5 protein-coding genes are annotated in these 17,029 nt (G+C 55.9%); 1 reads left to right on the top strand and 4 read right to left on the bottom strand.

Annotated features, from left to right (window positions below; translation table 11 throughout):
- Window positions 1–3: 3 nt before the first annotated feature.
- The 3 genes from FHS27_RS27710 to FHS27_RS27700 all read right to left on the bottom strand — a co-directional run bounded on the left by FHS27_RS27710 (window position 4) and on the right by FHS27_RS27700 (window position 13,543).
- Window positions 4–10,299 carry an SdrD B-like domain-containing protein gene (locus FHS27_RS27710; protein WP_184309169.1) on the bottom strand — a complete coding sequence of 3,432 codons (10,296 nt, stop codon included), beginning with the start codon at window positions 10,297–10,299 and terminating at the stop codon, window positions 4–6.
- 494 nt (window positions 10,300–10,793) lie between these two features.
- Window positions 10,794–12,179 carry a two-component system sensor histidine kinase NtrB gene (locus FHS27_RS27705; protein ID WP_184309167.1) on the bottom strand — a complete coding sequence of 462 codons (1,386 nt, stop codon included), beginning with the start codon at window positions 12,177–12,179 and terminating at the stop codon, window positions 10,794–10,796.
- Window positions 12,179–13,543 carry a sigma-54-dependent transcriptional regulator gene (locus tag FHS27_RS27700; RefSeq protein ID WP_184309165.1) on the bottom strand — a complete coding sequence of 455 codons (1,365 nt, stop codon included), beginning with the start codon at window positions 13,541–13,543 and terminating at the stop codon, window positions 12,179–12,181. Before FHS27_RS27700 ends, FHS27_RS27705 begins: the two co-directional genes overlap by 1 nt.
- Window positions 13,544–14,167: 624 nt before the next feature.
- Here FHS27_RS27700 and FHS27_RS27695 point away from each other — a divergent pair.
- Window positions 14,168–15,613, top strand: a complete 1,446-nt coding sequence (locus tag FHS27_RS27695) for an OprO/OprP family phosphate-selective porin (protein ID WP_246421109.1) — start codon at window positions 14,168–14,170, stop codon at window positions 15,611–15,613.
- Between the two features lie 84 nt (window positions 15,614–15,697).
- On the opposite strand, the gene FHS27_RS27690 is transcribed toward FHS27_RS27695, so the two are convergent.
- Complete coding sequence (locus FHS27_RS27690) at window positions 15,698–16,888, bottom strand: HD domain-containing phosphohydrolase (protein ID WP_184309163.1); 1,191 nt, start codon at window positions 16,886–16,888, stop codon at window positions 15,698–15,700.
- Window positions 16,889–17,029 lie beyond the last annotated feature (141 nt).

Raw genomic sequence — 17,029 nt, 5'->3', positions numbered from 1 at the left:
TGCCTACCGAGCCGAGATTCGGATTTCGTCGATATAGACGTCATCCCGGTTATTGCTGGCGTCCGCCATCAGACGAATTTTAGCGTTGGATGCAAACGCATAGTCCTGCGACGAGATCGTCACCGAAGCTTGCCTGAACTCGTTGTTTTGGAATTCGACACCGCGCGTCCAACTTTCAATTGTCCGCCAACGGTTTCCGTCAAAGAACTGCAGCAGGAAGCTTTCGTTGCTTTCGAAGCTCGCGGCGTAGTACCAAAACTCGACCTTCAGTTCGGTGTAATCTGGCGTTTGCAGGTCCAGGCTGTCCGTCAACGTGGCCGATGATTGCGTCCCGCTGTTGTCTTGCAGCCCGAGTGCGTTGTTCCCTTGATGAGCCCGTCCGCCACCGGTGTAGAGGTACGCGTCGCGACCGCCATCAGTGTAAGCCCCAAACCCGTTCTCGAAATCTTCAAACGCCAGGTCGGTCCATACGGCCTCCTCGACGACTTCCACCGTTACCGTCGCCGTCGCGGTCCCACCAAAACCGTCGCTGATCGTATACGCAAACGAATCCGTTCCCACAAAACCCGCGTCCGACGTGTACGACAACGTGCCGTCACCGTTATCGGAAACCTCTCCATTCGCCGCCTGCGAGATCGCTGTAACGGAAATGGTATCACCGTCGAGATCCGAGTCGTTATCGAGGACACTGATGACGACCGGAGTCTGCTGGTTCGCGACCACGCCATCGTTGGTTGCGACGGGAGCATGATTCGCCCCGAAACCTTGGATGGCGATTTCGTCGATGTAAACATCGTCGCCGTTGTTGCTCGCGTCGGCTCGCAGGCGAATGCGGGCGTCGTCGGTGAAAATGACGTCTTGGTCACTCACCTCGACCGACGCGAACACAAACTCATTGTTGTTGAAATCGGTTCCTCGTCTCCAGGACGCAATGGTTTGCCAACTCGATCCATCGTCCGAGTACTGCAACCAGAAATCTTCTCCGTTTTCGAAACTGTTCGTATAAAACCAAAACTCGACTTTCAATTGATCGAGTTCCCTCGTGGCCAATGCCAACGGGTCAGTCAGCGTGATTGACGAGCGTGAACCACTGTTATCCTGCAAATTGGCCGATCGGCTACCTTGGTGCGAACCCGAACCAGTGTGGATACTCGCGTCGCCCCCGCCGTCGGTGTACGTGCCAAATCCACTTTCGAAATCTTCGAACGCCAAATCAAACCAACGTGACGCTGATGCAACCGCTCCCGTCGAATCGCTCGTCAGCGGCCCTTCCGCCGTCCCGCGTCCATCGACATAACTGACCGAAACACTGATTTGGCTGCCGACATCTTCTTGTGTGAGCACATAGCTGTCACCGTTGACACCGGGAACGATTACCGAATCTCGGAGCCATTGATAAGCAAAAACGCCCAAACCATCCGCATCGCTGATTCCGCTGGTGTCCGTCAACAATGTTTGTCCCTCTTGAGCGACACCAACCACCAACGGCAAACCGGTCGGATCTTGGTTGACGTCGTCGTTGGTGACGTCGATCGACGCCGCCGCGGTTCCAAACGCACTGCTGCCACTGATCATCACCGTCTGCGTTTCGTCGATGATCGAGTCATCAACTGCATTAATTACAAACGACGCGGAGGACTCGCCCGCTAGGATCGTCACGCTGACAGGAACCGTTGCCTCGGTAGTATCGCTGCTGGCTATCGAGACGACCGTGTCGGTCGCCGAAGGAGTAGACAACGAAACCGTGCCAGAGGCGGCACCTCCGTTTTCGCTCATCGACGCCACGTCAATCGCCAGCGAAAGCGTCGCCGAGTCAGCGTCACTCACAATCAAACTGTCCGTCGCACTTCCAAATTCCGCGTTCGTCCCGGTCAACGTCACCGCTTGATCGCCATCGATCAAATTGTCCGCAACGCCGGACACGCCGGCGTTTGCAAACATGCTACCTGCGGGGATGTTGATGGACACCGCGCCGATGATGGCTTCGCCGGCGTCGTCGCTGGTCAACTGCACCGTCGTTATCACGTCACGCGGAACCGATAGTCGAGCAAACAACTGCGTCGATCCGTCTTCCGAGATCACGTCGTCTGCCACTTCAACAGTCAAGACCGCTACGTCATCGTCAACAATTTCAATCGTTTGCGATTGAGCACCCACCGCTGCACTCGTCGCCGTGATGACGACAGACGAGTCGACGAGAGTATCCACACCGTCGTCCACCGCCGACACCGTAAAGGAGGCCGACGTTTCTCCTGCCAAAATCTTGACCGAGTCGGGGACGCTCGCCTCACCGGCATCGCTCGACGACAGATCAATTGTCAAATCGGTGTAGTAAGGCGTTGATAACGAAACGATCGCGTTTGCGGTGCCCCCGTTCTCACCGATCGTGCTCTCATCGACCGACAGAGACAGCACTGCGTTATCGTCGTTCGTCACCGTGATGTCGACCGAGTCCGAATTGAGCACGCTGCCTGCAAAAATGGTGACCAGCTCGTCCTCGTCGTCGATCAACTCATCCACACCGGTGACGGTGAACGTGCCCGTCGTGTCTCCTGCGATAATTGTGACACTCGCCGGAACGGACGCTTCGCCTAAATCACTACTGCTAAGCGAAACGACGAGATCATCCACCAGAGGAATCGACAGTGAAATCGTTCCGCTCGCGGTGCCCCCGTTCTCGCTGATGGAAACTTCGTCCAACGCGATCGACAACGTGGAACTGTCCGAATTGCTGACCACGATTGCAGTCGACACGTCTGCGTAACCGACCGGCGACGCCGTGATGACCACCGACTCGTCATGGTCGACCAGATTGTCTGCGACACCGGAAACAGTCACCGTCGCGGACTGCCCACCGGCGGGAATCGTGATGCTCGACGGAGACACGATCGCTTCACCGACATCACTACTCGAAAGATCGATTGTGATCGATTCAGTCAAAATGGAATCCAGGGACACCGTCGCCGTCGTCGAATCCTGTTCCGAAATGGAGTTTGCATCGAGCATGATTTGCAACCCGAAAACATCGTCATCGGCCACGATAAACACGGCCGAGTCGACGGGAGCGGTCGGTTGATCGTAGATCGAGACACTGCCGCTGAGGTCACCGTCAATGACGTTGTTGTCAATCCCCGTTAAAACAAACGTTGCCGAAACACGCCCCGCAGGAATCACCACTGACTGCGGAGCCGAGACTCGATCGAGAATCCCTAATCCGCTCGGAGCCAACGCGATCGAATAGGTTTTATCGGCGACAAGAATTTGATCCAGCGTTACCGTCGCGCTGATCTGCCCCGCGGGTTCATTCAACAATGTCTGGTCCAACGACAGTGATGCGGTCGGTGCAGCAATCGGCAATTGATAGTCTTCGACTTCTCCATCCGGTGCCCAACCTGTCGGCGATTCAACCGCGGCCGCGTCGGTGCTGAACCGGAACCGAGCCTGTACCAAGTCCAACACCGCATCGACCGGCACTTCAACCATCAACGTGGTGACTCCCGCAGCCAGCCCGTTGAACTGAGTCTGCTCGGTCGCACTGTCAAACTGCCCGTTGCCGTTGAAGTCGATCCAAACGCCCAACGAACCGGAAGTTGAGGCATCCACATCGAAAGCAAACTCGGCACCGGCGACCATATTTCCGTGGAACGTGATTCCATCGTCGTCGAAATCATTGCCCGATACGTTCGCGTCCGACGTCGCCATCACTGACGCACCGAGCCGCACAGTCGGATCGACGGCATGCCGAGCACCGTCGGATGCCAACAACGTCCCAAAGCTATCGGACGCATCTCCGAAATCAGCCGTCAACTCCGAAATCAGATCCAAACCGCTGACGTCCTGCCCCGCAAACGCGGTCACACGATGTTCGTTCGCCTGTACCGTCGCCGCCGCAATTGCAAACGGTCGGTATCCGGCCGGCAAGGAGCGAACGGTGTAGTCTTGTCCATTCCAAATCGTGTCAACGTAGATGCCATCTGACGTGCCGCGATAGATTTCTCCGCCTGCCGCCGCGAGACCATTGGGTCGAGGTCCTTGCGCGTTCATCGTGCTGGTCACCACGCCCGTATCCGGATCGATCGTCAAGCCAAAGCCGTCTGCCCACAGGTACAACGCCGTTCCATCAATGGATTCGGATAGGTTGCCTAGAAGATTGTAACTGTTCGCATTGATAGCGTTGATGTTCAAGGTATCGACCACCGCACCGGATACCGGATCGACACGCAAAATCAAATCACTGGTATGGTCGGAAACGAACAAATCGCCGTTAACATACGCTGCTCCGTCATACGCCCCGGGCGACAATTCAACCTGGTTCTTGCTAGCGCCAGTGTCTGGATCGAGCATCCATAGGTTCTGTCCGGCCACGTAGTACAACGTATCGTCGCCCAACGCGAGTCCGGCAACTCCGGTCTGCACTTCGCCGGGTGCCGCGAACTCAGTCAAGACCTGACCGCTGATGGGGTCTAATTCGCGAATCGCCGACGTGCCCGCGCCAAATTGCAACGCAAACAAGCGGGTTTGGTCTTCGGCGACGGCGACTGATCCAACGCCGGGACCGTCCACAACTCGAACGATGTGTTCACCAGGATTAACGTCCTCGAACGAGTACGTTCCGCTAGCGTCAGTGGTTGTCGTTATCTCACCGGTATCGAGAACATGGTTGCGGTTAGCGTCGAGGTAAACCGTCACGCCGGCTCTTGGCGTGTCGGTCTCGTCAATCACGCCATCTCCGTTGTCATCCAGTCCGACCGTGCCGCTCAGTTCAACGTGTTCGGATTGGTAACCGTGGTTGATGCCGCTTACTGCCAATCCGGCCGCGACATCCACGACGACTCGACGATCGTAGGAAGTCCCTCCCGCGAGTCCATCGCCATGTGGCAGATAGATCTGCCTCGTTACATTGAACTGAGCATCCATCACACGGATATAGTTGCTGCCACTATTGGAATCCACGAATACTTCACCGCCCACGCTCGTCGAACCAAAGGTCGCTCGATCGATCGAATTGGCGTAATGAACCGACGTCACGCGAGCAGTTAGCGGATCCAACTTCGCAGCACGACTATTCCCGGGGATCAACAACAACGACTCACCGTCCGGTGACTCGCTCAATCCGACCTCATACGGCTGAACCTGGACAAAACTATTAACTTGACCGTTCACGAAATGAGTGATTGCCTTCGCGTCGACAAACTCGTTGCTGCTCGTATCAAACCGCACTAAGAACTCACCTGTCGCGCTGCCACCGAACTGCAGCATGTAAAAATCGTCGTTGAATACTGCTGGTCCAGCAAAGGCTGCCACACCTTCTGGGAACGGCGTCTGGTCCAACAACGTGCCATCAGTTGCGAGTTCGTAGACCATCCGGTATTGATTGCTCACCAACACCAATCGCTCTCCGTCAAACCCGAGTGAATTCCCACCCCCAGACGGCAACTCTGTGACGTGATGTCCAATGGTTTCGCCCGTGGATCGATCAACTTCAGCAATCGCGAAGTAGTCCCCCGTCGGACTTTCGGAATCGGTAGTGGTTCGAAGCAGAAACAACCTGTCTCGTCCTTGTGCGACAGTCGTTGACCGGTACTTCTCCGGCGCGACGCTTTGCACCAAAACAGATCTACCGGGAACGTTCTCGATGGTGTACTGCCCATCCACGTCACTGACGGCGGACGGCTCGTCTTCATCGAGCCAACCGTTTGCGTTTGCGTCGACAAACACCGTCACACCCGCGAGCGGTTGTTCGCCTGGGTTTTGAATCCCATCACCATTCTCATCGACAAACTGCACACCGCTGATCGTTCCGGTCGCGGAAACCTGGCCGAAGTTCAAGTCCGCGATTTCTTGCCCGCCGAGCACTCGAACCCGGTGCTCTACCGCGGTAACCGAATCTGCCCCATAGGCACGTGCGGCGAACGGCAGCGCCCACTCGAAAACACGGATGGTTTGCCCCAAAGAGTCGCGAACGTGAGTTGCCGTTTGGTTCGTCGAAACCAGAGGGCCGTTAACGAACAGCTCACCTCCCGCCCCGGCGGCTCCGAAAATCGACGGCGTATACTCGCTCGATAGCACCGTCCCCGTTAGCGGATCGATGGTCAACAGTTGATTGGAGCTGCGTGCGATCAACTTCGTCCCATCGGCAGACTCACCCAACGCGCCGAACAAGTTGTAGGAATAAAACGGTAGCGTCCGGGTTACCTCACGGCGGATCAAATCGTAGGCCACGATGGTATTGCGGTCGGAATCGAGCAGGAAACCCTCTCCATCAATGATTGCCATTCCATCGAAATTGCCGTTAAACGACGCGGTGTGAGTCACATGACCCGTGTTTGCATTAAGTTCAAAGACCTTTTCGAGCTGCGACATGTACAGTGTGTCGCCGTCGAGTGCCAACCCAGCACCGAGATTGGGATGAGAGATTCCAGGAGCCGCAAATGAATTGAGTACCTCACCGGAGTCCGAGTCGATTTCATGAATCGACGCGGTTGCGAGTTCGTAATCGTAGATATAGGCGAACAATCGTATCGTGTTCGACGTCCACGCCTGCGACACCAGGTCCGCCGAGGTAACCTGACGAACGACGTAGTCCCCTGCGGCGACCTCAAACGAATAGGCCCCCTGCGCATCGGTGACCGTGGAGACTTCTCCCGCGTCAAAAATGCCGTTGCGGTTCGCATCTAAATAAACCGTGGCGCCCGACAGAGGTTGCTCGCCCGCGTCCGCAACGCCATTCGCATTGACGTCATCCGTGATCACTCCGGCGAGGGTGCTGAGAGTCGACGTGAAACCGTGGTTCACATCCGCTACCTCACTCCCTTCGACGACGAATACACTGACTCCATTGTCCGCAACGCTTCCGCTAGCCAGCCCGAAGACAAACTTAGGGACGAAGACCTCACGGACCCATTGCTCCGCCGAATCACGCACCTCGACTCGATTTCCAAACGACTCAAAGATCTCATCTCCCAAGGTGGTGAGCCCTCGGGTGAGCGGATTGTCTTGGAAAGACACCGGATCGAACGTGGCAACGCCCGTGACGGGATCGATTTCCAAAATCCGATCGTCCTCGGCTGCCAACAGAATTTTGGTTCCGTCGAACGACGCGGCCGATGCAAACGTTATCGTTGGAGGAAACACAGAAGATCCGTCGGGCGATGATTCGAGACCATTGTCCATCGTGAGCGCCGTTCGATAGGTGAACTCATTGGAGACGGGGTCAAACGAATACAGCGACAGACCGCCATAGTTGCTCGGACGGACCGAGAACAGTGTCCCCTGCACATTGACCAACCCAAAATCCACTTCGTTGGTGTAACCGGCGCCATCCTCGGTCAATTCTCCCAACGGCGAACTGTCAATGAGAATTCCGTCCGTTGACAATTCATGAACCAAATCGAGAGAACTGTCCGTGATGAAAAGATGGGTGCCGTCAAACTCGAGAGTCAACGCCGCGGAGTTGACAGGAACCCCGGTCGGCATCGCGCGGAGTATCTGTCCCGTGGCTGGATCCAATTCCATAATCTCGTGAACGAATCCGGTGTCGCTGTCCGCGGAACCCGCCCTCCCCAACGCGAACAACTTTTCTGCTGCGGGAGCGGCATCAATGATTCGATAGTTCTCCGGCGCGATCGACCGGATCGTGACGTTCCCTGCGGGAACGGACTCCAACGTGTACGTCCCGTCACTCGCACTGACCGCGAACGGTTCATCGCCGTCGAGTGACGCATTGTTATTCAGGTCCACAAATACCGTCGCACCTGCGATACCCGCTTCCCCCGGGTCCTGGACGCCGTTCTGATTGGCATCGTCGAATTGCACTCCCGTGACACTGCTGCTGACGTCCACTGCGCCAAAGTCGATCCCGGTGAGTTGTTCATCGAGGGAAACCGAAACGGTTCGCCCGAAATCGACGACCACGCCGGTCGCCAACCCCATAACGCCAACACCTACCGAGACCGTTCCGATCTCGGTTCCATCGGATTGGTATTTCTGAACAGCTGCTTCCAAATAGGACCCTGCGTAGAAGCTGTCGTTTCCTCCGGCGAGCCCGTCGTGCCGCACGCCATCAGGCAGCGGATAGATCTCACCGGTAATCAATCCGGTCTGGGGGTCGATCACCAATTTCGCATCGCCTGGCGTCCCCGCGAGCAACGCCGACCCATCCGCCGTTTCGCCCAAAGAGTACTGAAGGTTCGTGACGCTGGCGTTCGGATTCAGGCTCGGAATGTGGAACGACGCGATCAGTTCGCGCGTGTCCAGATCGATACGAATGATTTCGTCAAACGAGTCATTGGAGAAGAACAGATCGCCGTCGACCACGGCCGCTCCATGCCAATACGATCCAGTATTGATCGGAACCGAAAACGAATCCACGGCGGCGAGCGTATCCGGATCGATCACGACGACGAGCGCATCGTTGCGATCGAGCGTGTAGAGAAATTCGCCATCGAACGCCAAACTCGTTGCCAATACCGCGTGCGTTGGGAATAGCGAAACGACCGCTTGAGCAATCACAGAACCGTTCGCTGGATTCACCTCGCGGAGGGAAGAAAAGCTATGCCAAACGAACAATCGATCGCCGACATTCGATTCGCCGGTTTGCTCAAAGCCAATGGGCGAAATAAAACGCAGTTTCTGTTCGCCGGGAATCAGATCGATCAGTCGATAACTGCCGTCGGCCCCGCTGACGTCGCTCGCCTCACCCGCATCGAGTCGCGAGTTATCGTTGGCGTCGACGTAAACCGTTGCACCGGAGATGGGTGATTCCCCCACGTCGAAGATGCCATTTTCGTTGACGTCTTCGAACAGAGTTCCCTCGATTGCAGTATCGTTCTGACGAACGCCAAAGTCCGCGACCGGTGAATCGGTGCTGCCCGACAACTGCACTGATCGACGAGTGGGGGTCGTATTGAGGTAGCCGCTTACAAACTCGGTCGCGACAACATGTTGTCCCAACGGAAGGGTGTCGAACGAGTAGTTCCCGTTGGAATCGGTTGTGGTCGACGACTCCGACGTGTCTAGTCGCCCGTCACCGTCCTCGTCCAGAAATACAGTCCAACCCGCGACACCAGATTCTCCGGTGGATTGGATCCCGTCCGCATCGAGGTCATCAAACACGACACCCGTAATTTGGGTCAGGTTTCTCGTCCAGCCTATGTTAGCAGTCTCAACATCCGACGCCGAATCGATGTCAACTTCCTGCGGATCGCTCGTCGTGTACAGCCACGCGAGGTCCAACACCGACCGAACGCGATGCGACGTGAAGAAAAGTGACTCGAACCGATATTGCCCTGTTTCATCCACATCCGACGTCGCCGGGTCGTCCTCGAGCGTGAGGAACGATTCTTCCCATAAATCGAGGTTGCCGTTGGCGCTTGAATCGAGAAACACTGTTTGCCCGGAAAGTCCCGGTTCACCGGCATCTCGCACACCGTTCTGATTCAAATCCTCAAACAACACGCCTTCGATCACCGACTCGTTGGCAACCGCAGGCACGTCCACCGATACCGATTCAGTGAGGAAGGAAACCGTAATCGGTGCAGACGAAAATGCGGACGAGACAAAATCCGTTCGGTCTCGAACCCGCAGCACGTGTTCACCGAGCGGCACATCGTCCATCTCAAACCACCCCGATTCATCAACATCTGTCGTCGAAGAAAAATCGGCGGCGCTGTAGGTGTCGTACGGTTCGGGATAGCTCCAAACACCGTCGTTGTTCAGATCCACGTAAACCCATGCCCCGGTCGCACCGGGTTCCCCCGCGTCGCGAACCCCATCGTTGTTGACATCATCAAAAACATAGCCGTTTACTGTGCGAAGCGGTTCGCGTTCAATCGAAACCACGTTCCCGTCAAAGTTACCATTTCCTGCACCGGAGTCACCGAGCAATCCGCCCGTGAGGCTAGTGATGGTGTCGTCGTCCACTAACCGCAACTGCAACGTCCCGTCATCCGAACCGGTGTTCACGACAACCGTGTAACTCGATCCGTCCGAACCGGGCACCACTTCCGCGACGGATGCTCCCGTCACCCCGATCTGGTCAACAACGAAATCAGTCGCATCGACCCTGGATACCGCTTCACTGAACGTCAACGAATAACTCACCTGCTCGTTTCCGACCCCGTACGCCGGATCGGCGAGCAGCGATTCGACCGTCGGAAAATCTCCCGCGAGGAGATGTCGTGACTCGAGTGATTCGACAAGCGGTCGGCGACTTCTTGCGGCGACCAGCTTTTCGAGTGCACGGCGACGTGTACGGACGAGTGAACCTGCGGAACCAAATTTAAATCGACGACTAATCAAGCCTATGCCCTCACGAATCAAACCAAATTACGCGTCGCTTGCGACTCAAACCGAGGGCATCGGGGAGGATGCAGGCCGGAAAAGGTAGGCAAAACGACAAGAAAAGATGACAGCGCCGCCCTCAACAAGGGAACCCAGAGCCCCTCTAATGCGGTTCACCGGCGATCCTAGCACAATCCGAAAGGCCAATGCGTGAAGTCAGAAGGATTCTGGATGAATATTTACAAAAGTTGAAAATGAATCTTTGACTATCAATTTCTATAGTGCCAATCACGCCAGAACGCGAGCCTTGAGCAATTCCACCTCGATTCAAACGACGCCGGCTACAAAGGTCTCAAGGCCCCAACATGGGCCTACTGGGCTGAGCAAATCGCTGCGTCTTTGGCCCGAAAACAATCGGAATGCGCAACTGTAAAAACCGCTAGCGTGCCATTCACATCAAAATGCTCTAACGTCGTTTAAGAAACATCCGGGCTAGCGTGATATCAGCCGCCTCAATCGTGGTGGACAGGTAACACGACGGTGAAGGTCGTGCCCGTGGGGCTGGTTTCAAAATCGAGGTTGCCGTTGTGTTGGCGGACGATCTTGTCGCACAGGGCTAGCCCCATTCCCGTGCCCTCACGGCGGGTTGTGAAATAGGGGTCAAAGATCTTCGTTTGAATTTCGTCCGGGATTCCGTTGCCGTTATCGATCACGTCAATCCGAATCGTTTTCTCCTCGCCGGTGATCACGAACCGCAATACCCCGCCGTCAGGCATCGACGCGATCGCGTTGATCGCTAGGTTCAAGAAGACTTGCTCGAGACGCACCGAGTCGGCTTGGATCAGCCCCAGCATCTCGCGTGACGGTTCAACGCGGATCTTCACGTTCTGGCCTTCGGCTTGCGGACGCAACAGCCGTACGAGCTTTTCGATCAACAGATTCACGTCGACGGGTGACCGGCCGATATCGTTGATCGACGCGTAGTTGCGAAATCCATCCAGCACCGCGCCGATGCGTTTCACTTCCGTGTTGAGGATATCCAGCGACTCGTTGACTTCCGCATCACCGGTCTCCTTGGCCAACCTCTCACAGAGTAATTGAATGTGTAGTGCCAGGGCGCTGAGCGGGTTTTTGATCTCATGTTGCAGTCCCGCGGCCAGCGAACCGAGCCCCATGTAGCGTTCCATGCGTCGCAGACGTTCTTCGATCAACGCCTTCTGAGTGACGTCGCGGACGTGAATCACCAGTCCGATTTGTTGGCCGCCTCGATTGTGCAGTCGCGTGCATCCGGCGCGGAGCGTTTTGGCGAGCCCGTCCTGATTGACGGTATAGTCGCGATCGCGAATCGGTTGAATCGTCCGCCGACTCTCATCACAGATCTCGGCCAACAAACCGTGTTCACGAGAGATTTCAGCGATTTTGCTGCCGATTCCTGGACGCTCCCGCGTACCGTTTGGGTCGGTCGAATCGTGGCGATGATCCCAACCGAGCAACGACCGACCGCTCGCGTTCATACTGGTGATCGTTCCGCTGAGGTCCGTCGTGATTACGCCCGCATCCATGCTCGCGAGAATGTCAGAGGACAAAACTTTCACATCGGCGAGCGATTTTTCGCTTGATAGGTACGCACGAACGACAAACACAAACGCGACCGCGGTGGCCGTCACGTTGAGCACCAACAACGCGAGTAGACCGTTCTGTAAGCTCAGATCGCCGGACAACTCGTTGGCGATCTTCAGATCACTCGACGGCAGGTGCTTGATGATCTGATTGAGGATTTCTTGTTCGCGCGAAACCGTCGCAAAGATCCACGCCGTGACGGCGAGTGACAAGAAACTCAGCAAAGCCAGCCCGATGGCGATCCGCCGTACGCCGCGTTCGCCCGGTGGGTCAATCATTAGTGCAGTCCGAAGCGGCCCATCTTGTAATGCAGTGTCCGAACGCTCACGCCGAGCGTTTTGGCGGTTTTTTCGCGGTGCATGCCGCAGGATTCTAACGCCGCTGCGATCGTTTGTCGCTCACACGCCTCGACCGCTTCGGCGAGCGTAGAGACGACGGTGTGCCCGGGTCCGGTCGGCTTGCTGAGTTCCGATGGTAACTCGTTTTCCTGGATCACATCACCCGCCGACGTGATCACCATCCGTTCGATCACGTTGCGGAGTTGCCTGACGTTGCCCGGCCACGGTGCCGACGTCATCGTTTTCATCGCGTCGGCGGATAACCGTTTCATCGGGCGTCGATGGCGAGTGCAAAACTGCTCAAGGAAGTGCTCCACCAACAACGGTATGTCTTCGCGCCGTCCCCGCAACGGCGGCAACTCAATTGGGATGATGTTCAATCGATAGTAAAGGTCTTCACGGAACGTACCCTCGTCAATCAAATCCTGAACCGAACGGTTCGTCGCCGAAACGACGCGAGCATCCGAGAACAGCACCTGTTCGCCACCGACCCGTGTGAATTGCCGCGACTCTAACACCCGCAGCAAATCGACTTGGCTCTTGGCCGACATCTCGGTGACCTCATCGAGAAACAACGTTCCCGAGGAAGCCTGTTCGAAACATCCGGGTTTCCGCCGGCTGGCGCCACTGAACGATCCTTTCTCATGGCCAAACAATTCGCTCTCGAGCAGCGTCTCGGGCAACGCACCGAGATTCACGGCGATAAAGGGGGCGCCGCTACGTTCACTGAGTTCGTGCAACGCGCGAGCGATCAGTTCTTTACCCGTTCCGCTTTCGCCATGGATCATCACTGTCGCATCCGTCGCGGCGACTTGGCGGACCTGCCGGAACACGTCCTGCATCGCGGCCCCACCGGCGACCATGCTTGAGATTTCCCCCGAGTCGGCCAATCGGTTTTTCAGCTGCTGGTTCTCGATCCGCAACCGATAATGTTCTCGCGCCTTGCGAACTTGTTGGCGAACCAGATTTAGGTCGAGTGGTTTAAGGACGAAGTCAAACGCACCGGCACGCATGGCATCCACGGCGGTTTCGACCGTGCCGTGGGCGGTAATCACGATGACCGCGGTATGGGGACGCTCGGCGACAATCCTTTTCATCAGTTCGATACCGGTCATGCTGCAGTTCAATCGAACGTCAACGATGACCAGGGGGAAGTCACCCTTGCTAATGAGCGCGAGCGCCTCGTCAGCGTTGGCGGCCGTCTCGATCACGTCGGCGTCGTCGGCGAGACCACGGGCCAGACCGCTGCGGATGTTCGGTTCATCGTCAACGATCAGAACGCCAAAGGGATCGGGAAAAGGCATATCGTTCAACTTCTTGCAGGTTCGTTTGACGGATGGGATCGCTGTACGGATGGGACCGCTATACAGAAGGGATCAGTGAGCAGGGGATAAGCTGTGTTTAAACGCGGCCCTTCGGAAACGGCCCCGACACAGAGGCCTCATGTCGCGTTTGACTCACGGTTCGGCGCGACTCTCGCGTGGGCTCTCGTGTGGATTGACGAGGCTCGACCGCGAAACCGCACTCCCGTTGGTTTTACGCGACGAACGCGTGAGCAGATTTCGGACCGTCGCCGCGTTCACGGTGTTTCGGTGGCGTGTATAACAGTTTGGCGCGCCGCACGATTGAGCCGATTCCACCCGAATTACCTGCTGTTTCGAACGATCGACGGTCACAAAAAACTTTAACTTGCCGAGCCAATTTATTCGAGCCCCGACGTGCAATCCTTTTCGCAACACGGTGCAAATTATTGCACAACGACATGAAGCGGACTTCCGATTGCAGGTGCGAGCGGAAGGTTATGAGGGCACGCTTTTCACGTTCGAGGAGGCGTCGCCCCTACTGCCGATGAATCCTCTACCCCGTCAACGCATGATGCCAACACGGGTGCGAACGTCACCCCGACACGTCACAAGGAATTCGTTGCAATGGATTGTCCTCCAAACGCCTCCGCCCCATCACGCAGCCCGATGTTGCTCGTACGGATGGTTCTGTTCTCGATCGCGGCTTTGGCAGTCTGCTCGAACGCGTCAGCACAATCATCACTGATCGAAGAAGACCTGTATTCGGAACTCGCTCGGATGCAGCAGCAAATTGATGAGCTGAAGAACGCGTCAATGCAACCAGCTTCACTCGACAATTTTGCAACGTCCTACACCACCGAACCGATCGTTTGTTGCGAACCCAAACCGGTCAAACCGAAGTTCCCAACCGCACGATTGACAGGATTCTTTCAAGCCGACGCGGTTTACTTTGATCAAGACGCGACCAACATTGCCGCGGTCGGCGACGCTCAAGACGGAGCCGATTTTCGCCGTGCCCGATTGGCCGCCGTCGGTCAGGCGTGGGACAACATCAGTTATCAATTGGAAATGGATTTCGCCTTCCCGGGGCGTCCAAGTTTCATGGACGTGTGGTTGGACATCGAAGACGTGATTCTGTCGAACAACCTTCGCATCGGCCAGTTCCGTCAACCGTTCGGCATGGATGGACTGACCAGCGTGAAAGAGATGACGTTTCTCGAACGCGGATTGCCTTTCGCCTTCCTTCCGTTTCGCCAGATCGGCGCGGCAATGTACGGAAACCAAAAGGACGAACTCGCGACCTGGGCGATCGCCGGCTTTCGCTATCCGACGGACGTCTACGGCGGAAACGTTGGTGACAACGGTGGCTATGGCATGGCAACCCGTCTGACGGGACTGTTGATCAATCGTCCCGACGCCGGCGGACTCCTTCATATCGGCGGCGGATTCAGCTTCCTCGATCCCTCAAACGACCAATTCCAGTTTCGTAACCAACCAGAAGTCTTCGTTGGCGAAGAAGGCGGTGGCGTACTCGCGGGCACGAATCCGAAGTTATCGCCGTTCGTGAACACTGGCGAAATCGACGCTAACAACGCGAGCCTGTTCAGCGCCGAACTGGCCGCCGCACACGGATCGTTTTACGCTCAATCCGAATTCATCTACGCATACGTTGACCAAATTAACGGTCCGTCGCTCGGCTTCTCCGGTGCGTACGCCTATTGCGGTTACTTCCTCACCGGCGAAAAACGCCCCTACAACGGCAAGGCCGGTGTCTACGGAAGCGTCAAGCCACGAAAGAGCGTTGGGGAGGAAGGCGGCATCGGTGCGTGGGAAATCGCGACGCGTTACTCGTACATTGACCTCACCGACGAAAACATCAACGGTGGACGACTAAACAACATTACCGCCGGATTGAATTGGTACCTGAATCCACACACCAAATTTCAGTTCAACTACATCTACTCAATGCTCGACGCCCAAGCCGGTGCCGGACCGATCCCCGACACGCCCGCTGGAGTCGGCGACAGCAACGCGGGAATCTTCGCGATGCGAGCCCAAGTGGATTTCTAAAAAATGTGCGTCGTGGAAATCGCTTCCAAAATAGCTGAACTCACCAAAAGTTCCTGCAACGACTTCTTCACGAACTTCTCGATTTCACGAAGCCATTTGATCGTAGAGGCTGTCAACCATTTGTGACGTTTGCAAGAAACTAGATGAACCGATCTTGCTTGCCCCATCGCCGCTTTCCTTCAACTCTTCTTCGACCTTCAAGATCTCGTCTAATGCTTCAATGAACGCGTTGACGACTTCAGGATCAAAGTGCGATCCCGAGCCACTCGTTAGAATGCCGAGCGTCTTTTCCAGATCGAACGCTGGTTTATACGGGCGAGTGCTGCGCAAGGCGTCGAACACGTCCGCAATCGCAACAATCCGTCCTGCCAGCGGAATGTCCGTTCCTCGTAGCCCATACGGGTAGCCGCTACCGTCAAACCTTTCATGATGTGACCCCGCGACAATTCTGGCAAGACTCAGCACTGGACAGTCGTGCCGAGTTGTGCCAGCATCGCCAGTAAGACAGATTTGCTCCGCAAGTTCGGCAAGCCTTGTCTTGTCTGACAAGATGGAAACACCGATTTCGCAGTGGCGTTGCATCAGAGCCATTTCGTCGTTGCTAAGTTTCCCAGGCTTCAGCAAGATGTGATCGGCGACACCTATTTTCCCGACATCATGCAGTGGTGCAGCCAGGAAAAGATTGTTCGCGAACGTTTCGTCCAAACCCATCTGAATCGCGACAATTCGGCTGTAGCAGGCAACCCGGACAACGTGATTGCCAGTATCTTCGTCCCGCAACTCAGCAGCTTTGCCTAGTCGCCAGAGAAGGTCATTCCGCGCTGCGACGAGTTGCGCTGAACGTTCTTGAACGCGTTGTTCTAACTGTTCGTTACATGCCAGCAGCCTATCCCGGTAATCCTTCATTCGAAGCACATTTCGAATGCGCGCAACCAAGTCTTCGATATCGGCCGGTTTACTCAGAAGGTCAGAGGCATCGAGATCGAGTGCCTCGCGTTTGAGAGCACGATCGCTCTCGCCCATGACGATAATGACAGGTGTCGCGTTTAACGCGTCGCTTGCGCGAACTTTGCGAAGCAGCTCAATACCGGACATCACTGGCATCCGAACATCAGAGACAAGTACGTCGACCTGATGTTGATGCATGAATTCAAGAACCTGCTTTGGACAACGATGGAAGCTCATTGTCCAATTCTCAGAATAGCTTCGCAATCCACGCCCATATGAATCGAGGACATTCTGTTCGTCATCCACGAAAGCGATATGGTTCTTCATCTGCTCATGTCCTACACCCGCCACCAACTCAAAGTTGCAATATTAATGAGCGATGCGTTCAACCTGAAACGCTCCCGCTGCGAATTTAATTTAGGTTATCGAAGCGTCCGCGGCGCGTTTTTACATATCGATACTACGAAT

The organism is Aporhodopirellula rubra, assembly GCF_014192335.1.
Classification (GTDB): Bacteria; Planctomycetota; Planctomycetia; order Pirellulales; family Pirellulaceae; genus Rhodopirellula; species Rhodopirellula rubra.
This window is presented reverse-complemented; position numbering and strand designations above follow the sequence as displayed.